Source organism: Candidatus Villigracilis saccharophilus, assembly GCF_016711665.1.
The window spans coordinates 49,685-70,375 of sequence record NZ_JADJSO010000050.1; the positions used below are offsets into that span (position 1 = coordinate 49,685).

Genomic DNA, 20,691 nt, shown 5'->3' on the forward strand with positions numbered 1-20,691 from the left:
ATTGGCAAAGGAGATTAATTAGCACGGAGTTCGCAAAGCGGTACGGTTTTTTCTTGAGAGTTGCGATTCAAAAAAAAACGGATGTACAAAAGTAGGATTTGGTCTACAATCAACCTATGCTACTATCTGATGCGCTTCGATTGAAAACTCCGCAATCGGTCAGTTTCTCTGGCGCGGGCGGAAAAACAACTGCCATATTTCAACTTGCGCGCGAATTTCCACAAGCCATCGTGACCGCCACCACCCACCTCGGCTCGTGGCAAACCTCCCTTGCTGACCGGCACATCGTTGCAATAAAATTCAGTGATCTTGATGAAATCACCTCAGAAGGTGTCACACTGGTTACAGGCGAGATTGAAGAAGGAAGAACAAAACCTGTAAGCCAAGACGTCCTTTATTGGTTACGCGAAGTCAGCGGCGAAAAATATGTTCCCCTCTTCATTGAGGCAGATGGATCTCGTCAAAAATCACTTAAATCCCCGGCAGACCATGAACCACCCATCCCGGAATTTGTAGATACTGCTGTCGTTGTCGCAGGACTAAACACACTGGGAAAACCGCTCACCGATGAACACGTCCATCGTGCCGGGTTATTTTCACAGATCACCGGTTTGGACATCAACCAGCAGGTCACCCCTGATTCGGTTACGCGCATGCTAACCCATCCACAAGGTGGCCTCAAAAATATCCCACCAACAGCGCGGCGCATCGCGCTGCTGAATCAGGCCGACACGCCCGAGCTGCAATCCACTGGCGGCGGGATGGCTCAAGACCTACTCGATCATTTTGACTCCGTGATCGTTGGTTCATTAAATCACAATAGTTTCCAAACATTCGAACATACGGCAGGTATTGTCCTTGCCGCAGGCGCATCGACCCGTTTTGGCGCGGCAAAACAATTGCTGGATTGGAAGGGAAAATCTTTCGTGCGGCATGTGGCAGAAACCGCGCTTCAGGCGGGACTTTGGCCTGTTGTAGTGGTCACAGGCTTTCAGTCAGAAGAGGTTGAGTCCGCACTACATGGACTTCCTGTAAACATAATCTACAACCCAGATTACCGGCAAGGACAAAGCACATCCATACGGACCGGAATCAACTTCTTAAAGCCGGGCAGATCGCATGATTCAATTGGTTCAGCTATTTTTCTGTTGACAGATCAACCTCAGATCCCTGTAGAAGTGATCCGCACGTTAGTGGAATCACATACCCAGAAAATGCAGTCCATCGTCGCACCGCTGGTGCTTGAAAATCGCCGCGCAAATCCGGTATTGTTTGACAGGGTAACATTCCCCAACCTTTTACAGCTTGAAGGCGATATCGGCGGGCGGGCCATTTTCTCAAAATACAAAGTAGAATATATTCCATGGCATGACGATATGCTTTTATTGGATGTTGACAACACTGAAGACTACAAGAGGTTAATTGATATTGAAAATAACAAGTGAGAACTCATGATCACTGCGATCATTCTCGCCGCGGGCGAATCCAAACGAATGGGTGAACCGAAGATGCTTATGCCCTGGGGAAAAAGCACGGTATTGCAAACGGTCATCTCCACATTTCAGGCGGCCAGTGTCAAGGACATTCTGGTCGTTACGGGCGGAGCGCACCAGCAGGTCGAGGCATTGATCGGTAAAACGGTCGAGACCGTTTTTAATGAAAATTACCAAATCGGGGAAATGTTGAGTTCCATCCAACTAGGGTTGTCTGTAAAAATGCGCGAAGCGAGCGCCGCTCTCATTTGTCTCGGCGACCAGCCGCAGGTCGAAGAGAGAAGCGTGCGCCAGATATGCAACGCCTTCCTCGCACAAAAATCACAGATCGTAGTCCCGAGCTATCAAATGCAGCGCGGACATCCCTGGCTTGTCGCCCGTCCGCTCTGGGATGAACTGATCGCAATGAAACCGCCAAAAACGCCGCGCGATTTCTTATTAAAACACTCCCGCGAAATACACTATGTAGTCGTGGATTCCCCCAATACGCTGGTAGACCTCGACACTCCTGAAGATTACTTGAAATATAAATCGTAACGTGCTATTGTAAATATAGACAAGGAGGCTGATATGTCTGACATGACCTTGATCGCCGAGGATATCATTCACACAATGCAAGCCGTGGAAGAAGCGTATCATGCATCGAAGAAACTACAAAAAGAAAGCGACACCATTGCGTTTGACGCTTTTCGAGCCAAGATGCTCGAACTGCACGACCATCTCAGTAAACTAAAGATGGTACTAGATAATGAAGAGGCATTCGCAATGGACGAACTGATGGATGCAATGAGCGTCGCCTATTCCGGGCATCGCACTGAATATCGCAAAACACCGCGTATGAACGAGTAATTCGATTTGACAATCTGAGTCACAGAAGATAAACTCGCTCCCATTCCAAACTGGGAGCACACTGTGAAATATTACATCATCGTCAATCCAACTTCGGGCCGCGGGCTTGGCGCGAAATCTATTCCACACATCGAATCCAGTCTGCGTGAAAGCGGGCTGGATTTTACGCTTGTACAAACAGAGCGTGTCTGGCACGCTTATGAACTGGCAGAACAGGCCGCGCGGGAGGGCTACGATGTGATCGTGTGCGCGAGCGGTGACGGGACCATCAACGAAGCCATCAACGGAATCATGAAGGCGCGCAAGGATGGTTTCACAAAAAGCGTGTTTTCCGTTCTCGCCATCGGCACGGGCAATGATTTCTCAGGTGGGACAGGCATTCCCACAAATCTGAACGATGGCTTGAAAGCGCTGACCGCGAATAAGCGCAGAAAAATCGACATCGGTCTGGTCAAGGGTGGAGATTATCCCGAAGGCAGATATTTTGGCAACGGCATCGGCGTCGGCTTTGACGCGGCTGTCGGCAATGAAGCCATCAAGATCCGCTGGACACGCGGCTTGCCAGCCTATCTGATCGGGGTGATCAAAACTGTTTTCCTTTATTACAATCCCCCAAACGTTGAGATCGTTCTGGATGACAGTGAAACCATTAATCAAGTTTCACTGATGATCTCAGTAATGAACGGCAGGCGCATGGGCGGGGGCTTTCAAATGGCGCCTGATAGCAAACCCGATGACGGTCTCTTCGATCTTTGTATCGCGGAAACTGGAACAAAGGCGCGTATTCTCGCGCTTATCCCCCACTTCATTCGCGGAACACAGGCCACTCAACCCGAAGTCAAGATGCGGCGCGCTAAAAAAGTTTCGATCAAGTCTCTGGATAAGACCTTTCCCGCCCACGCCGATGGAGAATTTATTTGCCTGAATGGTTCAGCGCTGACCCTGGAACTGCTCCCGTCTGAATTGGAAATTATCTGCGCCTGAAATTTTTCGTAACAAACATGAACTGGCTTATCAACTTCCTCATCCGTATTTACACGCGCATCACCTGCCGCATTGACGCGCCTGACTTTCAAAATTTTCCAGCCACAGGACCTGTGATCGCGATCTCGAATCACACAGGTCAGATCGAAGCGCCCCTACTTTTCGCCCATCTCCAGCCGCGGCGAGTCACGGGCTGGGCAAAGGCTGAGACGTGGGACAATTGGTTCCTGCGCTGGGTCTTCAACACCTGGGGCATGATTCCCATCCATCGCGGCGAAGCGGACATGCACGCGCTGAAAGCGGCTTTTCGAGCGCTTGAGAACGGTATGATCTTTGGCATCGCCCCCGAAGGGACTCGCAATTACACGGGTCGTTTAAGACGCGCCATGCCTGGGACGGTCATCGTTGCAATTCGGTCAGGCGCACCGATCATTCCCATCGCACACTGGGGCGGCGAGAATTTTATGAAAAACTTTAAACACTTCAAGCGGACAGATTTCCACATCCGCTTGGGAGAACCATTCAAGTTGAATGTGGAAGGTGTGAAGGTAACGGGAGAAATCCGCCAGGAGATCGCAGACGAGATGATGGCGCAGATCGCTAAATTACTGCCCGAATATTATCGCGGGGAATATGCGGATACGAGCAAGTGGACTGAGAAGTATATTCAGAAAGTCTCGTTATAATTATTCTTTCATTGCGAGGCGGTATCACGAAGCAACTGCTGAGTAGCGGGGGAAAATTCGATAAGTTTGTTCTCAAATTTAAGAGGAGATTGCTTCAGCCGCATTGCTCCTTCGGAACGACATTAGAATAGTAAAAGAGAGAAAACATGACACAACTTTTGACAGTACAGGGATACGGCTCGGTATCCGCTACACCCGATCAGGCGGTGATCAGTTTTGTCGTCGAACATCAGAATAAAGAGTACGCCAAATGTATTGACGGTCTCAATCGTATGGCGGATGAATTCTTTAAATCCATCAAGTCAGCGGGCATCAAGGAAGACCAGGTCAAGATGTCCAACTTTGAGATACGAGACAAGGATCGATACTCGGAGGAAAGCAAGTCCAGAATATTCTGGGGATACGAAGCATCCTATTCATTCAAACTTCGTCTGGATCTGGATCACAAAACCATCAACCGCGTGCTTAATGCCGTCACGCGCACATCCGGGTTTATCAGAATTGACCTTGGTTTTACCGTGAAAGACGAGGAGGGGCTCAAGAATCAGGCTTTGGAAAAGGCTATTGCAGACGCCAAAATCAAAGCGGAGATTATCGGCAAAGCCACCGGGGTACAACTCGGAAAGATCCAGCACATTAACTATGGCAGGGAGATCATGGAAATTACAAGCAGGCACATGCCTTTGGCCATGTCTGAAAATTTCGCAACATTTTCAGAGGAGAGGGAGATCAATCCGGAAGATGTCGATACGCACGACTACGTGAACATCACCTGGGAGATCGAAGGATAAGCAAGGAACATCCCAAAGGCTGCCATAAGATCCTTGAACGACTCGGATCAAACCTTTGGGACGATAAAATTAAATAATTTAGAACTTATATTGATACGCGTTCGTTTCGCGTTTTTTAAACCCCATTCTTTGATACAACCTGTTCGCGGCCTCGCGCATTGGATTGCAAGTCAGTGAAATATTGCTGGCGCCTTTTTCACGCGCGACTTCAATGGCGTGTTTTATTAATGCTTCACCAATGCCCTGTCCACGCGCAGAGTTGTCCACAATGACATCTTCGATGATCGAGCGGATTCCTGTCGGCACGCGGTAGACTGTCAACGTGAGCGCACCGATGATCTCGCCGTGGTCACTGCGCGCCACCATCAGCACGGACGATGGATCTCGGACGAGAGCGGTCAGATCGTTAAGAGAAGGGGGCGGGTTGTTATTGGTCAGTTGCGGGACGAGGCGCTGAAACGCTTCATAAAGCTCATCATCCGCCTGAGAGATGAGTTCAATTTGCATGGACTTTATTCTTTGGGATCACACTTAGGATCAAATAATATCCGACATAAATAAATGAAGCCCAAACCACCCACTGCGGTTGGTTTGGATATTGAAGCAAGCCCCAAATTCCAATCGCGCCGTAAAGATAGGTGAGAACAAGTGTGAGCGTGCGCAAATAACTATTGCGGCTCGGATAAATATATTTAATGGGAATGAAAACCATCACATTGAACAACATCAGAAAACCAAAGTTCACCCATTGCGGCAAATTCATCAGGAGCATATAGAGCGCAGCGACGTTCCAATATGATGGAAAACCTTTGAAATGATGATCGTCGGTCTTCGCATCGGTCTGTGTGAATTGATATGCAGAAGTGAGCAAAATAGAACTCGCGGCCAGCAAACGCACGCTCTCAGGCAGAACATCCGCTTTGACCAAAAACAAAGCGGGCACCATCACATAATTTAAATAATCAAGAATGTTATCGAGCAAAGCCCCGTCAACGCCGTTGGCATATTTTTTTACATCTGCCCAACGCGCCAACATGCCGTCAAAACCATCCACCAGCATGGCAATGATCATATACACGATCATCATTTTCCAATTTTTTTCAAAAATGGACAGGATCGCGAGCAAACCAAAAACCGCCCCGGTTGCGGTGAATAGATGCACGCCCCAGGCGGCGATCACTCGAAAAATATTTGGTTTATTTTCTGAAAGCATAGAATTTGTCATATTGATCCTTTGGCGCAGATAGTGATATGCAGTGAATTATAAATTAAAAAGACTTCGGAAGTTTTGAAACTTCCGAAGTCTGCCAGTTCTTTCAACTTTGTGAGCTACGCTTTTTTAATTCCAACCTTGACCTTCTCGGCTTCAAACTCATCTTCAACTACCGACGAATCTTCAGGCGGAGTCGTAAAGGATAAATTGGAGGTAAGTGTTTCAGAGGTGATGTACTCCTGATGCGCCTCAATCGCGGACCTCAAACCTGGTGTGGTCTCAACGAACATCTCTATACGGTCGGCAACATCCAACTCAGCGGCCTTGCGCAGATCCTGTACACGGCGGACAAATTCACGCGCCAAACCTTCTTGCACGAGTTCGGAGGTCAGTTCAGTAACGAGTGCGGCGACGTATGCGCCATCTTCTGCGACGGCAAAGCCTGATTTGGCTTGCGCTTTCACTTCCACTTCTTCAGAGATGATCTGGAAGGTCTCGCCACCAGCGGTTACCTCGAGCGCTTTGCCAGCCATGAATGTGGAAGCGACTTCTTCCGCATTCATCGAGAGAATCGCCTTTTGGATGGCGGGGAATTTATTGCCGTATTTCTGTCCGAGTTGTTTCGAGAAAGGTTTGATCGTATGCGAGACAGCCTCTGTTGCAGAATCAAGCAGACGCACTTCTTTGACATTCAATTCATCTGAAACGATGTCCACGTTGTTCATCAACGCCTTACGCTCAGTTGCAGTCCCAACGGAGAATGCGGCAGCAGCGAGTGGCTGGCGCACTTTTCGATTCGCCTTCTGACGCGCAGAGTGACCGAGGGAAACGAGTTTCATCACGAGGTTCATATCGCGGTTGAGCGACTCGTCAATGAACTCGTCCATCGCCACAGGCCAATCCGCAAGATGAACTGATTCAGGCGCGGTCTCATCCACAGAGCGGACAAGGTTCTGATAAAGCTCTTCCGCGAGGAAAGGCATGGCAGGTGCAAGCAGCTTCGCAAGCGTAGTCAACGCGGTATAAAGTGTCGAATAAGCTGCCTGCTTATCTGCGCCAGAGTCATTCTTCCAGAAGCGGCGGCGTGAACGGCGCACATACCATGTGGAAAGTCTTTCCACAAAAGCTTCGATGGGACGGGTGGCATTCAAGACATCATACGTCTCATATGCCTGAGTCACGTCACGGACAAGCACATTCAATTCAGAGAGCAGCCAACGGTCAAGATCATTCGTCGGCGCGGTGACAGTCAATGCCTGTGGCTTATCGAGGTTGGCGTATGTCACAAAGAATGAATACACATTCCAAAGCGTCAGCGTAAAACTGCGGATGACATCGCCAACCAAATCGGAAGAGAAGCGGCGTTCCTGCCCCGGAGGTGAGGCTGTGTACAAATACCAGCGTAAGGCATCTGCGCCATGCGCATTTAGGACATCCCAAGGCTGGACGATATTCCCCAGCGACTTGGACATCTTACGTCCTTCGGCATCCTGAATATGGCCAAGACAGATCACATTCTTGAAAGAGACTTCATCATTAAGCAAGGTGCTGATGGCATGCAGTGAATAGAACCAGCCGCGCGTCTGGTCCACGGCTTCACAGATGTAGTCCGCAGGATATTGACTTTGAAACTTGTCTTTGTTCTCAAATGGATAATGCCATTGTGCGATCGGCATGGAGCCAGAGTCAAACCAGACATCGATCAGGTCAGGGACGCGCGTCATCTGACCGCCGCAGTCTGAACAAACCCAATAGACTTCGTCCACATACGGGCGGTGCAGATCCAGTTCACTAAGATCCCGGCCGGCTTTCTCAGACAGTTCGGCCACCGAGCCGACACACTCCCTATGTTTGCATTCCAGACATTCCCAAACAGGAAGCGGCGTGCCCCAATAGCGCTCGCGTGAAAGCGACCAGTCAATGTTGTTCTCAAGCCAGTTGCCAAAACGTCCACTCTTGATGTGATCGGGAACCCAATTAATGGTGTTGTTTAATTCAACCAGACGGTCACGATGCGCGCTGGTACGGATGAACCACGAGTCGCGCGCATAATATAAAAGCGGGGTATGACAGCGCCAGCAGAACGGATACGTGTGTGTGTATTTCTCGGTGCGGAATAAAAGTCCGCGCGTTTCCAGATCCTTGATGATGAGCGGGTCAGCGTCCTTGACAAAGACTCCGCGCCAGGGAGTGACCTCAGGAATGAATGTACCGTCAGGAAGTACGGTCAGCAACACAGGCAGGTCATTCTCCTTTGCCAATTGCATATCTTCCTGGCCGAAGGCGGGAGCGATATGCACCAGACCAGAGCCATCATCAGTGGTCACGAAATCACCGAGCGCGACAAAATGCGCGGCTTTGTCCGGAGGCAGGAAGGTGAAGAGAGGCTGATATTTCACGCCTTTCAACTTCCTGCCTTTGAATGTTTCCAAGACCTTTACTTCTTCATCTTTGAATAGTTTCTCAACCAGAGATTTGGCAAGGATGAGTTTTTCTTTTGTGCCGTCATTATCGCGCTCGATGGTCACATAATCCACATTGGGGGCGGCTGCAACAGCCACGTTACCCGGCAATGTCCACGGAGTGGTTGTCCACACCAACAATGAAGTGTCAGGCTTATCCACAAGCGGCATGCGGACAAAAACCGAAGGGTCAGAAACTTCTTCGTACCCGAGAGCAACTTCATGGTCAGAGAGAGGCGTGCCGCAGCGCGGGCAATACGGGACAACTTTATATCCCTTGAAAAGCAGATCCTTATCCCAAAAATTTTTCAGGATCCACCAGACCGATTCCATGTATTCGTTTTCGTAGGTCACATACGCAGTTTCAAGATCGACCCAAAAGGCGATGCGATCAGTTAAACGCTCCCAGTCTTGAATATAGGTAAAGACGGATTTTTTACAAAGCGCGTTAAATTTATCGATGCCGTATTCTTCGATCTGCTGTTTGTTATTAAAACCAAGTTGTTTCTCGACCTCGATCTCAACCGGCAAGCCATGCGTATCCCAGCCGCCGCGGCGCGAGACATGATAGCCGCGCATGATCTTGTAACGCGGAAACATATCCTTAAACGCGCGCGCCAATACATGATGAACCCCCGGGCGCCCATTCGCAGTTGGGGGACCTTCGTAAAATACATACTCAGGTTTTCCTTTGCGCTGCTCAATGGTCTTCTTGAAGATATCCTGTTTGTTCCATAATTTCAGGATATTCTCTTCCATGGAAGAAACATCAAGTTTTGGTGATACTGATCTAAATGTCATTCATGCCTCCAACATTTTTGTAATTGCCAAAGAACACAGCAATCTAATTCTTAAATAAAAAAACCTCTCGCCTCAAAACAGAGACGAGAGCCATGCTCACGCGGTACCACTCTGATTCCCGTCATTCGACAGGCACTCAACCAAAGACCATCATCTTTGTTCCCATATAACGCCGGGCAAACGGCTCACCTACTTCTAATGATCTCTCATTAATTTCAGTTCACAGCTCCGAGATGATTTTCAATCCGCCTGGTTGATCTGCCTCACACCATATACAGACTCGCTGACGCAACCGCCACAGATTTACTCGTTCTCATCAATGCTTTTGATTTACAGATTATACTCAGGTAAAAGACAAACGACAAGACATTAACCATTCTTCTTTTTAATATCAAAATTCACATTGACGGTTTATTGTCAGACAGGTATAATCTTTTTTCGGCATTATTTCAACTAGTAGGAGTATAACTATGACAACACCCGACAGCGCACCAGCCGTTGCGCTTGAACCAAAAACCAAATTAAGCGGCAAAATTTTGAAGACAACACTCGCGGGGGCGCTTGTGGACATCGGACAAAGTGTTCCCGGTGTAATCCACATTTCACAACTCCAACAAGACGCAGTCAACAAAGTGGAAGATATTGTGAAGGAAGGCCAAACAGTCGATGTTTGGGTACGCCGCGTCAAGAAGGATCGCATTGAATTGACCATGATCGAACCGCTCGGCTTCGAGTGGAAAGAGATCGTGCCCGACATGATCGTGAAGGGCAAGGTCGTTCGCATCGAAACCTATGGCGCGTTTGTTGATTTCGGCGCAGAACGTCCCGGCTTGATCCATGTCAGCGAACTCACCCGCGGATACGTCAAGACCGCCGGAGAAGTGGTGAAGGAAGGCGAAGAGATCGAAGCGAAAGTTTTGGATGTCGATCGCCGCAAACGCCAGATCCGCTTGAGCATGAAGGCTCTTCAACCCGAGGTTGTGGAAGAAGTCAAACCTGAACGCGAAGAACGAAAACGAACACCCGGCAGCGGTGCGGATAAACGCAAGCCCAAGGGTAAGAAGCAGGAAGAAGTATACGAAATGGAAGTCGAAGCGCCCACCGAGCCACAGTACACTGCGATGCAGATGGCATGGCAGGCAGCGCTTGAACGCTCCAAGGGCCGCGGCAAGGTTCGACCGAAATCATATAAATCCGCAACTGAAGAACAGGAAAAACTGTTCAACCGTACACTTGAAAAAAGAGTTCCAAGCGGAAATTAAAACAAAAAAGAGCGGGTCTCGAACCCGCTCTTTTTTGTTATCCACTTTCACTATTTGTTGAATTCACTCTTCAAATACGCTTCCATAAATCCATTTAAATTACCGTCAAGTACAGACTGCGCATTGCCGACTTCAAACTCGGTGCGATGATCCTTTACCATTTGATACGGATGCAAAACATACGAGCGGATCTGACTGCCCCACTCGGCCTTTGTGTATTCGCCGCGCAAGATCGCCCGTTCTTCATCCCGCTCAGCGGAGCGTAATTCCAACAAACGCGCGCGCAAGATCTTCATGGCAAATTCGCGGTTCTGTGACTGCGATCTTTCATTCTGACAAGTTACAACGATCCCAGTCGGGAGATGTGTCAGACGTACGGCCGTTGCATTCTTCTGAACATTCTGCCCACCCGCGCCGGAAGAACGGAATACGTCCAGCTTTATATCACCCGGATTAATATCAACATCCGCCTCCTCCATGGAAACCTGCGGAAGAACTTCGATCAGAGCAAAGGAGGTATGCCTGCGATGAGCGGCATCAAACGGGGAGAGACGCACCAGGCGGTGAACACCTTTTTCGGAACGTAAATATCCAAAGGAATATTGACCTCCAATCGCGATCGTGACGCTTTTCGTCCCTGCTTCTTCACCTGGTGAAAAATCCAAAATATCGGCTGTAAATCCCTGATCTTCAGCCCAGCGCAGATACATGCGCTGAAGCATCGCCGCCCAGTCCTGGGAATCGGTTCCGCCTGCGCCGGCGTGAATGGCAAGAATTGCATCATCGTGATCGTACGCGCCCGAGAGCATCATTGTGAAGGAACGCTTCTCAAGTTCAACTTCAACTTTCACAAGCTCGCCTTCCAACTCTTCGCGCAAAGACTCATCGTCCAGTTGCGCCAAGTCGGTCAGATCATGAAGCTGCTGCTTTAAAGAATTCCAGGATGTTACTTCGTTACGCAAACTGGAAAGTGATTTCATCACCCGCTGTGCGTTCGTCGAGTCCGCCCAAAAATCAGGATGTTCGGTGTCTTTTTCCAGCTGCGATAATTGAATTTCCTTGCCGACCAAGTCAAAGACGCACCATTAATTGCTGAGTCAGGTCATTCGCGGCCTGCAAACGGTTTAACAAATCTTGCATAACAAACTCCTATGCGTTGGACAAAATTCCGTCAATAAAAGCGTCGGGGTCAAACGGCTGTAAATCCTCGGGCTTTTCACCCAAGCCGGCGAAAAGAATCGGCAAGCCCAGCTCGCGTTGAATGGCAAACGCCATTCCACCGCGCGCAGAAGAATCAAGCTTGGACAAGATCACACCGGTTACATGAACCGCATCCTTAAATGAACGCGCCTGCTGCAAAGCATTTTGTCCTATCGTGGCATCCAGCACCAGCCAAACTTCGTGCGGAGCGCCAACGAGCGCCTTGCCAACAACCCGGTTGACCTTTTTTAATTCTTCCATCAAATTGAAACGCGTATGCAAACGTCCCGCAGTATCGATCAAGACGATGTCCATACCGCGGGCTACGCCAGCCTGAACCGCATTGAACGCCACTGCGCCGGGGTCGCTCTCCGACGCGCCTACGATCACTTCGACCTTTAGCCTGTCACCCCAAACCTGTAGCTGATCCATCGCCGCAGCACGAAAGGTGTCGGCGGCGCCGAGCAGGATCTTCCTGTCTTCAGATTGAAAGTGTGAAACAAGTTTCGCAATGGTGGTCGTCTTGCCTGAGCCGTTCACGCCGACAACCAAAATAACGGCAGGCTTGTAATCTAATTTTAGAACGGGCGGAGATTCGAGGCGCGCGCGCAATTCCGTTCGAAGGGCCGCAAAAAGCTCGTTAGCCCGGATCAGACCCTCGGTCCGCTGGATACGCTTGAGAGACTCCAAAACGGAGGCCGCAGTTTCGATCCCCATGTCCGCCTGAATCAGCAGCGTTTCAAGATCATCCCAGGTTTCTTGAGTAATTTCAGAAGCGCCAAGAATCGAAGCGATCTGACCAAACGCCGCTTTACTGGAGCGGGAGAGTCCGTCCTTCCATCGAGAAAATAAATTAGCCATGACGCGCGATTATACCCTACGGCCACAATGCATCAGGGAAATTATGTTATACTTTTTTGGCTAAGTTAACTGCCATTAGACACCTAAAGCATAAAAGAGCAAGTTTCTTTTTTGCAAATCACCATACTTAGAAAAGGATCAAAGAAATGATTGGAGAACCTATTCATATTTCGGATGAAAGTTTTGAAAAAGATGTGATGCAATCGTCACTACCAGTAATCGTGGATTTTTGGGCACCCTGGTGCGGACCATGTAAAATGATCGCACCCACGCTTGAAAAACTTGCAAAGGAACAGGAAGGCAAACTCATTGTGGCGAAGATCAACACGGACGACCACGCCGAATGGATGCAAAAATTTGGCATTCAAGGGATTCCCACCCTGTTATTTGTTTCCGGCGGCAAGGTTGTTCACCGCCAAACCGGCGCACTCCCAGAACGGATGTTGAGGGAAGTTGTCAATCAATTCATGGATGTAATCAACCAGAACTAAACCCCGGAAAAGGAGTTGGTGATGAAAAGGATGCTTTTGCTTGTTGCCCTCATTGGCTTAATCGGCGGCGCCTGCAAAGTGCCCACAGTTCTTCAACCTAACCCAACAGACGTATCTCCACTTATTACAGTGCGAGATCTGGAATTGACGGCTACAGCCCGAGCAGATCAAGCGCCTGAGCTTCTTTTTACGCCAACGCTTGTCCCGCCAACAGAAACAGTTATTCCAAGCGGCACGCCGATCGTAAACACGCCCACAAACACTGCGACCGTTTCCGTCCCAACAGAAACAACGGCACCATCTGCAACGCAAATTCCCGCTTCAGCGACAACAGCGGCAGCAACGGCTACGGTCACGACGGCTGCCATCCCGCCAACCGCAGTAACGTACGTCGGCATGGTGATCGTTTCCAACGGCACGACAACGATACCCGCAATTACCGCCACATCAACAGGCACGGCGCAGCCATTGATCCACGGGACAATGCCGCCGGCCCTGCCCGCCGGAAAAATTACGCTGCTAAATCTATCCAAAGCAGAGGCCTATATTTCCCTGCAATGCACCACCAGCGATGGATATGAGACCATCATTGAATATCCAGTCAAGAGCAAAATTCGGACAAACGCCCCCGCCGGAAAATATGTCTATGTCCTCTGGGTGGGCGGCAACAAGATCGTTGGAAATTTCGCGCTGGACAAATCTCAAGAACTAGAGCTCGTTATTTATAAGGATCAAGTAAAGATCATTAATTTGGAACAATAAAATGGAGATGAAAATGTTTAAAAAAGTTTTCCCTTTGATACTCGTATTGACAATTTTCCTGGCAGCCTGCGGGCCACAGGGTACGCCCACATTGGCGCCCGCAGAAGTTGAAGGGACAGCGGTATCTTCCGCATGGACGATGGTCGCCATGACACAGTTGGCCATCCCAACGGCAACGGCAATCCCTCCCACAGAAATTCCAAGCCCAACCCCTCTGCCAACTTTTACCGCTTTACCCGCCCCGACCCTAGAACTCACACCTTTAGCCCTGCCAACAGCAACGGCTGCCAGCGGAGCGGATAACTGTGTGAAACCTTTAGACATAGGAGCGGCAGGCCCTCAATCAAAATTACGCTTTGAAAACGAAAGCGGCGGCACGCTCACCTTATCCCTGAACATGTACACACCGAACGCGCACGCTGAATGCGGTAGCGTAAGTTACACAATGGGTAAAAATGAGAGGCTTGTTATTTCCCTGCCCAAAGGCGCGTATTTTGCCTACGCATGGATAACATACAGTAACGGAAATACTGGTAACGCGTCAGGTAATTTTGTAAACCGCGTTGGCGAAGATGATCTATTAAGAGTTGTAATTCAAAAAGAAGTAATTGTTGCTCCGTAAGTCAATACCTTGGATAAAAAAAGAAGCCTCAGAAAAAGGCTTCTTTTTTTTTTAACTTTATTCAACTTCCCGTTTAATTTTCGCCCCAAGCATTCTTAATTTCTCGTCCACACGTTCGTACCCACGTTCGATCTGACTAATATTTCTTATCTTGGAAGTTCCCTTTGCGGCCAGCGCAGCCAGTACCAATGCCATACCTGCCCGAATATCAGGGCTTTCAAGTTTTTCGCCGTACAGCTGCGTGCGACCCTGAATCAAAACTCGATACGGATCACACAAGATGATACGGGCGCCCATGCCCACAAGTTTATCTGTAAAATACATACGTCCTGAAAACATCCAATCATGAAAAAGCACGGAGCCAACCGCCTGCGTTGCCACGGTTATGGCGATACTGGTCAAATCGGTTGGAAATGCAGGCCAAACATTTGTTTTGACTTCAGGCACAGCGCCATCCAAGTCTGACGCGATCACAAGCTCCTGATCTGATGGCACGATCAGGTCCTTGCCATCCACTTGCCAGTGCACTCCAAGCCGGTGGAATACCTGCCCAACCATTTCGAGATGCTCAACCCCGGCATCGCGGATGCGAATTTCTCCACGCGTGACAACTGCCGCCCCGATATAGCTGACCACCTCAAGCAGGTCCGGTCCGATGGTAAATTCTCCGCCCGACAGGCGGGAAACCCCTGAAATATGCAAAGTGTTGGAGCCAATGCCTTCAATTTTCGCCCCGAGAATATTTAGAAAACGGCAGACTTCCTGAACATGAGGCTCGGAGGCGGCATTGCGGATCCTGGTTTCGCCTTTGGCAAGCACCGCCGCCATAATGGCGTTCTCAGTTGCGGTGACACTGGCTTCGTCCAGCAAAATATCCGCTCCATGCAATTGATTCGCCTCAATATCAAAGACCCGATCGTAACTAATTTTCGCGCCCAAGGCACGCAATGCAAAAATATGCGTATCCAAGCGGCGGCGTCCGATCACATCACCGCCGGGGGGAGGCAGGCGGAGACCGTGAGAACGTGCCAGAACCGGCCCTGCGATCAGAATCGAAGCACGAATGCGTCGGCAAAGGTCGGGGTCGAGATGAGAGGCGGTTAATTCCCGGGTTGTGATGCGCCAGGTATTGCCATCCAATTCTTCAACTTGCGCGCCGAGGCTTTCGATCAGTTTTCGCATCGCAAGCACGTCCCGGATCTGCGGCACGTTACGAAGCACAACCGGCTCCTCTGTCAATAAGCAGGCGGCCAACAAAGGCAGTGCCGCATTTTTATTTCCCGAAGGTGTCACCTCACCCCGCAGCGGATAACCGCCTTCCACAACGAATTCTTCCATAGCATCTCCTTAAACTTTCGAAATTGTAAGGCAGTTTTATTAAATCGCATAGAACATTACAGTTGACTTGCACGTCAACGGCCTTTGCATAGCGCCCGCAATTCGAATTATAATGATTATAGATGTCCATAATGATCATCGTGCCCATTTTACTCGGATGCATCGCGGGATGCGTTATAAATTACCTTGCTGATGTTTTGCCGGTCACGCGGAGATTCAGCCAGCCCACCTGCCCGCAATGTGACGCGATATTTTCGTGGAGAGATTATTTTTCTTTACGCCCGTGTCAGAATGGACATTCCCGAAAAGCGCGACTGTGGATCGTCCTGGTCGTGATGCCTGCCGTAAGCATAAACACATGGATGAACCCGCCTTCAAAAATAGAATACCTGCTCGGAATAATTCTGCTGACCTATTTTGGAACGGTTTTCGTGATCGATATGGAACAACGCCTGATCCTGCACCCAACCAGCATCTTCGGCGTCGTGCTCGGCCTGATCGTCGGCACGGTTTCTCATGGAGTTAAGGCAACCCTCCTGGGCGGATTGGGCGGCTTATTGATCATGCTTGGTTTTTATTATTTTGGCGTTTTGTTCGCGCGGATCAGAACAAAGCGCATGCTCGCCCTTGGGCAAGAGACGGATGACGAAGAGGCTCTCGGAGCGGGTGATGTGATCCTCGCCACCATTCTTGGTCTGATGCTTGGGTGGCCGTTGATCTGGTTTGGATTACTACTCGGCATTTTGCTTGGCGGCTTTTTTAGCTTAATGCTCATCCTGTGGCTGGTGGTCACGCGCAAATATGGAAAGAACGCATTGATGCTCTTTATTCCGTACGGTCCATACTTCATCATGAGCGCGTTCCTGATCATCTTTTTTTCAAAGTTTGTCCAGATGATGCTCCCCGGATAAACCACTGAACACTATAAGGCCAAAAATAATGAAAGCATACACAAAAACCCAGTACAAAAAAAATCGCGCGCAGGCAATGCTGGAATTCATGCTGGCGTTACCGCTTTTAATCCTGCTGATCTATGGCACGATCGAAGTGGCGCGTCTGGTCTTTATTTTCTCATCCGTAGCCAACGCATCACGGCAGGCGGCGAGATTTGGATCCGGGGCCGGTGAAATTAATAACGTAGCTTTTTATCAAGACTGTGACGCGATCCGTGAGGTCGCTGACAAGTCCGCCTACGTTGTCGATTTTGACGAAGTTAACATTACCTATGACCGCGGCGTCAACCAAAATGGAACGCAAATCCCGATCGCAAACGTTGACCCCAACCCGGAATCTGATGCCTGCCCGATTGAAGACGATATCATCCGCAATGGAGACCGCATTATTGTGCGGGTATCGGCAAACTACCAACCGATCCTCACGATCATTCCAATTAAACCGATCAAGGTCGTTTCGGCCAGCGCACGCACATTTTTGATCTCCATCCCAATCGTTGGTTCGGCCCTGCCAAGCGGATTTTCCGCAGAAACCAGCACCCCATCAAGAACTCCGACAAGCATCTCTTTTACAGATGTCCCGACCATCCTGCCATCCTTTACTTCCACGTTTATTCCATCGTCGGGCAGCACACAGGTAAACGTAACCCCGGCAAATACCCTGCCGCCAACATCAACCTTGTACCCATCCAATACACCGCTTCCGACCCAGACCGCCAGCATAACCCCGACACCAATCAGTTGTACGGGTCTGAGCGGCGTGAGTCACGGACCGCTCTTCATTACAAGAAGCTATATGGAAATGGACATCATCAACAACAGCGGCCACAGACTTTCGACCGCGCAAATATATCTTGAATGGAACCATGACACGGGTCACAAGAACGGCGACGATCCAACCCTGCGGCTCAGGCAGATTACGCTGGATTCCCAAATATGGGATGGCGATATCCAAACGCCTTCCGCATATATCACAGCGTTCTATCCATTCATTCCGATCGGCGAATCCACGATCCGCTTCCTTTTCAATCAGAGCTATGATCTGACGGATGGAACTGAAAGGATCGTCATCAATATTTCCACGCCAGGCTGCACGAACTACCCTGTGGACTCGAGAAATTAACGCAACGCGGTCCCGAATGTCTGCACAAAAAAGAAAGCCTGGGTTTGTTCGAGGTAAACGCGGTCAAAGTCTGGTCGAGCTGGCTGTCAGCCTGCCGGTCATTATCCTGTTGTTGATCGGCACAGTGGATTTTGGCATGGCGATATTTTCATATTCAATATTGCGAGACGCAGCCCAGGAAGGCGCGTTCTACGGTTCGTTCAACCCGGCCAATAAAAAAGAGATCGAAAACCGTGCCCGCAACATTTCACCGCGCGGCGAAGAGGAAGGCGTTTTCTCCTCGCCGCTGAATCTAAGGGATAAAGCGCTAATCAAGGTCAGCATAAAAGCAATTGGCGACGCATGTCAGGGCATCACAAATGGATCAGCCAACAGCCTGCAGGTCAATGTAACCTATCAATACCCTTTCATCATGCCATTCGCAGGACGATTGGTCGGCTCGGATACGATCGCGCTGACCGGCAGCGCGACGAATATCATCCTGCAACCCGCATGCCCATGAAAAATCCATTCATCAATTTTCTCGCCCCAAAAAAGCACGAACGCGGACAAGCGCTGATCATCATTGTGTTTTCGATCCTCGGATTGATGGGCATGTCAGCCCTGGCCATTGACGGGGGGAACGCTTTTGTTGACCGCCGCAGGGCAGAGTCCGCCGCGTCTGCTGCCGCCCTGACCGCCTCGATCACCCGTATTGAAGGCGGAGACTGGAGGAGCGCAGCGCTGGCAGCCGCCCGAGCCAATGGATATGACAATAACGGCATTTCAAACACCGTTGAATTGAACACCCCCCCTTTGAACGGTCCTTTTGTCGGGAACGCGGAATACATCGAAGTGATCATCACATCTCATCTGAAAACCTACTTTGGACCTGTGATCGGAGTCCCGCAGATCAACAATGTGGTTCAGGCGGTTTCGCAATCCAAGCCAGCCGAGTATGGACAAATGTTTGACGGCTACGCGCTAGTCAGCCTTGCACCGCACAGCAAGTGCGATCAAAAAATATCCTTTTGGATCCACGGAGAAGCCACGATCAACCTTGAGGGAGGAGGATTGTTCGTAAATTCGGACAATCCCAATTGCGCCTTCATCCAATTCGGAAGCGGCAGTGTGCGCATTCGGGATGACAGCCCCTTTACAGTGGTTGGCGGCGCGCAGGTGCAAAAGCCAAAACTGATCACTCCTTATCCGATGCAAACCGGCGCCATTCCCATGCCCTATCCGCCGGCGATCCAAATGCCCAAGGTCGGGTGCGGAAATCAAATGGCTGAAGCGGACCTGGAAACCGGCAACATGACGCCCGGTAATTGGGATGAGGATATATTCCCGCCCGACGGGGTGAACAATCTGGAAAACGGCGTTTACTGCATCAATGGAGATCTGATTGTGGACGGCGGGCAGCGCTTATTCGGCGATAATGTGGTCCTGCTGATCGAACATGGAAAGGTGGCGATTAGCGGAAATGCAGAAGTACAGTTAAGTGCGCCAAAAAGCGGGACACATAAAGGACTGCTGATGTACCTGCCGATAGACAACAAAAACATCGTATCCTTAAGCGGCAATTTGGAATCCACATATCAGGGGACCATTTTTGCGCCCGGCGCGCCGATCCGGATCAACGGGGGCGATTCAGATTACGGGTACCACAGCCAGATCATCGGATACACGATCGAGGTGGATGGGCAAAGCAATACCGTTATTAAATATATTGACGACCAGAACTATGACGCGTATAAAATGCCTGAGGTTATCCTCAGCCAATGACCTGCCTTTATGATCTTGGCATTTTCACCACAAAGAACACAGGAGAAAAGAGCGGCAAACAAATTTGTTTGCCGCTCAATTTATTTATCAGCTGTTAACTGAATTCTTTCATCTTTGTAAGCGATTAGGCGGACATGAAGTTTCTTACTGCAATGGGATTGTTATATAATGAATTATAATATTATTGAAAATAGGTCGTTTTTCGCCAGATTTAATCCACCTGTACACACGCCAGTCAATCATTCGCCCTGACACTCCAGTACAGTACAGATGTCGGATTACCTGGCTTGATAAGGTGTAATAAAAAGGAAGATGTATGCGCAAAATACTTCAAAAAGTATTTTCAATATTTAGAAAAAAGGAGTTGCGCCAGCCGGCGAAAAAGCGCAAATCCAGCGGGCAAAGCCTGGTGGAATTTGGTCTTTTGCTGCCAATTTTATTAATGCTTTTTACAGGAATGGTTGAATTTGGGTTCATGCTAAATTCGTACTTATCCTTACTTGACGCGACCCGTCAGGCGGCACGTTTATGCAGTAACGGAAACCCATTCCAACTGGACCCGATCACAAATACGATCGTAGACAACGTGGCTTTTTCCCCGTATTGCGCGCAGGCTGTGGTTGATTCACTCGCCCCGCCATCCGACCCCGAGGCGCGCCAAATGGTGATGGACCAGACACGCGACGATGTCGTTATTTCTGTGCTACGCGTCAATGTGGATACGGCAACGGACACCATCTCATTGATCGAAAGATTCCCGGAAGGGTCGCTATTCTTTAGCTATTATGGCAATCACGACTCAGGATATACAGATACAGATATCGAAGATTTTATGACCCAAAACAGCACGGTGCCCGTGGAAACCGGCATCCTGATCGTGGAAGTATTTTTTGGATATGAAGGCGTATTGAAACTGCCCTGGGTCGAAGCCTTCATGTCAGACGCAGACCCCGTCATGTTACACGCCTCCACAATCATGCCTTTGGTCGCGGCAAAACCGTAGCCCATTTATTCATAAAGAACATCCAGAAAGTTT

21 protein-coding genes and 1 other annotated feature are annotated in these 20,691 nt (G+C 49.5%); of the genes, 15 read left to right on the plus strand and 6 right to left on the minus strand.

The window, feature by feature from the left end:
* Positions 1-116: 116 nt before the first annotated feature.
* The 6 genes from yqeC to IPL17_RS15915 all read left to right on the plus strand — a co-directional run bounded on the left by yqeC (position 117) and on the right by IPL17_RS15915 (position 4,803).
* Positions 117-1,445: a selenium cofactor biosynthesis protein YqeC gene (gene yqeC / locus IPL17_RS15890; RefSeq protein WP_345308059.1), complete on the plus strand. Its 1,329-nt coding sequence runs from the start codon at positions 117-119 to the stop codon at positions 1,443-1,445.
* A gap of 6 nt (positions 1,446-1,451) precedes the next feature.
* Positions 1,452-2,030 carry a nucleotidyltransferase family protein gene (locus IPL17_RS15895; protein WP_345308060.1) on the plus strand — a complete coding sequence of 193 codons (579 nt, stop codon included), beginning with the start codon at positions 1,452-1,454 and terminating at the stop codon, positions 2,028-2,030.
* 33 nt (positions 2,031-2,063) lie between these two features.
* Complete coding sequence (locus tag IPL17_RS15900; protein WP_345308061.1) at positions 2,064-2,342, plus strand: hypothetical protein; 279 nt, start codon at positions 2,064-2,066, stop codon at positions 2,340-2,342.
* Positions 2,343-2,405: 63 nt separating this feature from the next.
* A complete protein-coding gene (locus IPL17_RS15905; RefSeq protein WP_345308062.1) occupies positions 2,406-3,326 on the plus strand; it encodes a diacylglycerol kinase family protein in 921 nt (306 codons plus the stop codon).
* 17 nt (positions 3,327-3,343) lie between these two features.
* The gene (locus tag IPL17_RS15910; RefSeq protein WP_345308063.1) at positions 3,344-4,012 is read left to right on the plus strand and encodes a lysophospholipid acyltransferase family protein; all 669 of its coding nucleotides are present in this window, start codon (positions 3,344-3,346) and stop codon (positions 4,010-4,012) included.
* A gap of 146 nt (positions 4,013-4,158) precedes the next feature.
* On the plus strand, positions 4,159-4,803 hold the full coding sequence (locus tag IPL17_RS15915; RefSeq protein ID WP_345308064.1) for an SIMPL domain-containing protein: 645 nt from the start codon (positions 4,159-4,161) through the stop codon (positions 4,801-4,803).
* Between the two features lie 78 nt (positions 4,804-4,881).
* Here the strand turns inward: IPL17_RS15915 and IPL17_RS15920 are convergent, their stop codons facing one another.
* The 3 genes from IPL17_RS15920 to ileS all read right to left on the minus strand — a co-directional run bounded on the left by IPL17_RS15920 (position 4,882) and on the right by ileS (position 9,279).
* Positions 4,882-5,310 (minus strand): GNAT family N-acetyltransferase, encoded by a 429-nt coding sequence (locus tag IPL17_RS15920; protein WP_345308065.1) that lies wholly within the window; start codon positions 5,308-5,310, stop codon positions 4,882-4,884.
* On the minus strand, positions 5,300-6,028 hold the full coding sequence (locus IPL17_RS15925; RefSeq protein WP_345308066.1) for a CDP-alcohol phosphatidyltransferase family protein: 729 nt from the start codon (positions 6,026-6,028) through the stop codon (positions 5,300-5,302). Before IPL17_RS15925 ends, IPL17_RS15920 begins: the two co-directional genes overlap by 11 nt.
* A gap of 104 nt (positions 6,029-6,132) precedes the next feature.
* Complete coding sequence (gene ileS / locus IPL17_RS15930) at positions 6,133-9,279, minus strand: isoleucine--tRNA ligase (RefSeq protein WP_345308067.1); 3,147 nt, start codon at positions 9,277-9,279, stop codon at positions 6,133-6,135.
* Positions 9,280-9,355: 76 nt separating this feature from the next.
* Positions 9,356-9,608 (minus strand) — a binding site (T-box leader).
* A gap of 141 nt (positions 9,609-9,749) precedes the next feature.
* On the opposite strand from ileS, the gene IPL17_RS15935 reads away from it, so the two are divergent.
* On the plus strand, positions 9,750-10,541 hold the full coding sequence (locus tag IPL17_RS15935; RefSeq protein ID WP_345308068.1) for a S1 RNA-binding domain-containing protein: 792 nt from the start codon (positions 9,750-9,752) through the stop codon (positions 10,539-10,541).
* A gap of 50 nt (positions 10,542-10,591) precedes the next feature.
* On the opposite strand, the gene prfB is transcribed toward IPL17_RS15935, so the two are convergent.
* Together prfB and ftsY are read right to left on the minus strand one after the other, a co-directional pair.
* Positions 10,592-11,681 (minus strand): peptide chain release factor 2 gene (gene prfB, locus IPL17_RS15940; protein WP_345308069.1). Its coding sequence is split into 2 segments (ribosomal slippage): positions 10,592-11,614 and positions 11,616-11,681, totalling 1,089 coding nucleotides; the frame shifts between segments, so codons are not numbered across the junction.
* A gap of 9 nt (positions 11,682-11,690) precedes the next feature.
* Positions 11,691-12,602, minus strand: coding sequence for a signal recognition particle-docking protein FtsY (gene ftsY / locus IPL17_RS15945; RefSeq protein WP_345308070.1), 912 nt, complete (start codon positions 12,600-12,602; stop codon positions 11,691-11,693).
* A gap of 149 nt (positions 12,603-12,751) precedes the next feature.
* Here ftsY and trxA point away from each other — a divergent pair, with 149 nt between their 5' ends.
* From trxA to IPL17_RS15960, 3 genes are read left to right on the plus strand one after another with little or no spacing between them, the layout of a single operon-like run.
* The gene (gene trxA / locus IPL17_RS15950) at positions 12,752-13,093 is read left to right on the plus strand and encodes a thioredoxin (protein ID WP_345308088.1); all 342 of its coding nucleotides are present in this window, start codon (positions 12,752-12,754) and stop codon (positions 13,091-13,093) included.
* Between the two features lie 21 nt (positions 13,094-13,114).
* Positions 13,115-13,855 carry a hypothetical protein gene (locus tag IPL17_RS15955; RefSeq protein WP_345308071.1) on the plus strand — a complete coding sequence of 247 codons (741 nt, stop codon included), beginning with the start codon at positions 13,115-13,117 and terminating at the stop codon, positions 13,853-13,855.
* Between the two features lie 13 nt (positions 13,856-13,868).
* Positions 13,869-14,477, plus strand: a complete 609-nt coding sequence (locus IPL17_RS15960) for a hypothetical protein (protein WP_345308072.1) — start codon at positions 13,869-13,871, stop codon at positions 14,475-14,477.
* 57 nt (positions 14,478-14,534) lie between these two features.
* Here the strand turns inward: IPL17_RS15960 and murA are convergent, their stop codons facing one another.
* Entirely contained in the window at positions 14,535-15,815 is a 1,281-nt protein-coding gene (murA, locus tag IPL17_RS15965; protein ID WP_345308073.1) for a UDP-N-acetylglucosamine 1-carboxyvinyltransferase, read from the minus strand.
* A 122-nt stretch (positions 15,816-15,937) separates the two neighbouring features.
* Here murA and IPL17_RS15970 point away from each other — a divergent pair, with 122 nt between their 5' ends.
* The 5 genes from IPL17_RS15970 to IPL17_RS15990 all read left to right on the plus strand — a co-directional run bounded on the left by IPL17_RS15970 (position 15,938) and on the right by IPL17_RS15990 (position 20,658).
* A complete protein-coding gene (locus tag IPL17_RS15970) occupies positions 15,938-16,726 on the plus strand; it encodes a prepilin peptidase (protein ID WP_345308074.1) in 789 nt (262 codons plus the stop codon).
* Positions 16,727-16,754: 28 nt separating this feature from the next.
* A complete protein-coding gene (locus IPL17_RS15975) occupies positions 16,755-17,891 on the plus strand; it encodes a TadE/TadG family type IV pilus assembly protein (RefSeq protein WP_345308075.1) in 1,137 nt (378 codons plus the stop codon).
* Positions 17,892-17,907: 16 nt separating this feature from the next.
* Entirely contained in the window at positions 17,908-18,393 is a 486-nt protein-coding gene (locus IPL17_RS15980) for a TadE/TadG family type IV pilus assembly protein (RefSeq protein ID WP_345308076.1), read from the plus strand.
* Positions 18,390-19,655 (plus strand): pilus assembly protein TadG-related protein, encoded by a 1,266-nt coding sequence (locus IPL17_RS15985; RefSeq protein WP_345308077.1) that lies wholly within the window; start codon positions 18,390-18,392, stop codon positions 19,653-19,655. The genes IPL17_RS15980 and IPL17_RS15985 overlap by 4 nt, the downstream gene beginning before the upstream one ends.
* 316 nt (positions 19,656-19,971) lie before the next feature.
* Positions 19,972-20,658, plus strand: a complete 687-nt coding sequence (locus tag IPL17_RS15990) for a TadE family protein (RefSeq protein ID WP_345308078.1) — start codon at positions 19,972-19,974, stop codon at positions 20,656-20,658.
* The last annotated feature ends 33 nt before the right edge of the window (positions 20,659-20,691 follow it).

Bases quoted from the DNA above. Each gene is read 5' to 3' on its own strand.
- IPL17_RS15900 (WP_345308061.1), top strand. From the start codon at position 2,064: ATGTCTGACATGACCTTGATCGCCGAGGATATCATTCACACAATGCAA.
- yqeC (WP_345308059.1), top strand. From the start codon at position 117: ATGCTACTATCTGATGCGCTTCGATTGAAAACTCCGCAATCGGTCAGT.
- ileS (WP_345308067.1), bottom strand. From the start codon at position 9,279: ATGACATTTAGATCAGTATCACCAAAACTTGATGTTTCTTCCATGGAA.
- IPL17_RS15985 (WP_345308077.1), top strand. From the start codon at position 18,390: ATGAAAAATCCATTCATCAATTTTCTCGCCCCAAAAAAGCACGAACGC.
- IPL17_RS15970 (WP_345308074.1), top strand. From the start codon at position 15,938: ATGTCCATAATGATCATCGTGCCCATTTTACTCGGATGCATCGCGGGA.
- murA (WP_345308073.1), bottom strand. From the start codon at position 15,815: ATGGAAGAATTCGTTGTGGAAGGCGGTTATCCGCTGCGGGGTGAGGTG.
- IPL17_RS15960 (WP_345308072.1), top strand. From the start codon at position 13,869: ATGTTTAAAAAAGTTTTCCCTTTGATACTCGTATTGACAATTTTCCTG.
- IPL17_RS15895 (WP_345308060.1), top strand. From the start codon at position 1,452: ATGATCACTGCGATCATTCTCGCCGCGGGCGAATCCAAACGAATGGGT.
- IPL17_RS15980 (WP_345308076.1), top strand. From the start codon at position 17,908: ATGTCTGCACAAAAAAGAAAGCCTGGGTTTGTTCGAGGTAAACGCGGT.
- IPL17_RS15920 (WP_345308065.1), bottom strand. From the start codon at position 5,310: ATGCAAATTGAACTCATCTCTCAGGCGGATGATGAGCTTTATGAAGCG.
- IPL17_RS15975 (WP_345308075.1), top strand. From the start codon at position 16,755: ATGAAAGCATACACAAAAACCCAGTACAAAAAAAATCGCGCGCAGGCA.
- IPL17_RS15955 (WP_345308071.1), top strand. From the start codon at position 13,115: ATGAAAAGGATGCTTTTGCTTGTTGCCCTCATTGGCTTAATCGGCGGC.
- IPL17_RS15910 (WP_345308063.1), top strand. From the start codon at position 3,344: ATGAACTGGCTTATCAACTTCCTCATCCGTATTTACACGCGCATCACC.
- IPL17_RS15990 (WP_345308078.1), top strand. From the start codon at position 19,972: ATGCGCAAAATACTTCAAAAAGTATTTTCAATATTTAGAAAAAAGGAG.
- IPL17_RS15915 (WP_345308064.1), top strand. From the start codon at position 4,159: ATGACACAACTTTTGACAGTACAGGGATACGGCTCGGTATCCGCTACA.
- IPL17_RS15935 (WP_345308068.1), top strand. From the start codon at position 9,750: ATGACAACACCCGACAGCGCACCAGCCGTTGCGCTTGAACCAAAAACC.
- ftsY (WP_345308070.1), bottom strand. From the start codon at position 12,602: ATGGCTAATTTATTTTCTCGATGGAAGGACGGACTCTCCCGCTCCAGT.
- IPL17_RS15925 (WP_345308066.1), bottom strand. From the start codon at position 6,028: ATGACAAATTCTATGCTTTCAGAAAATAAACCAAATATTTTTCGAGTG.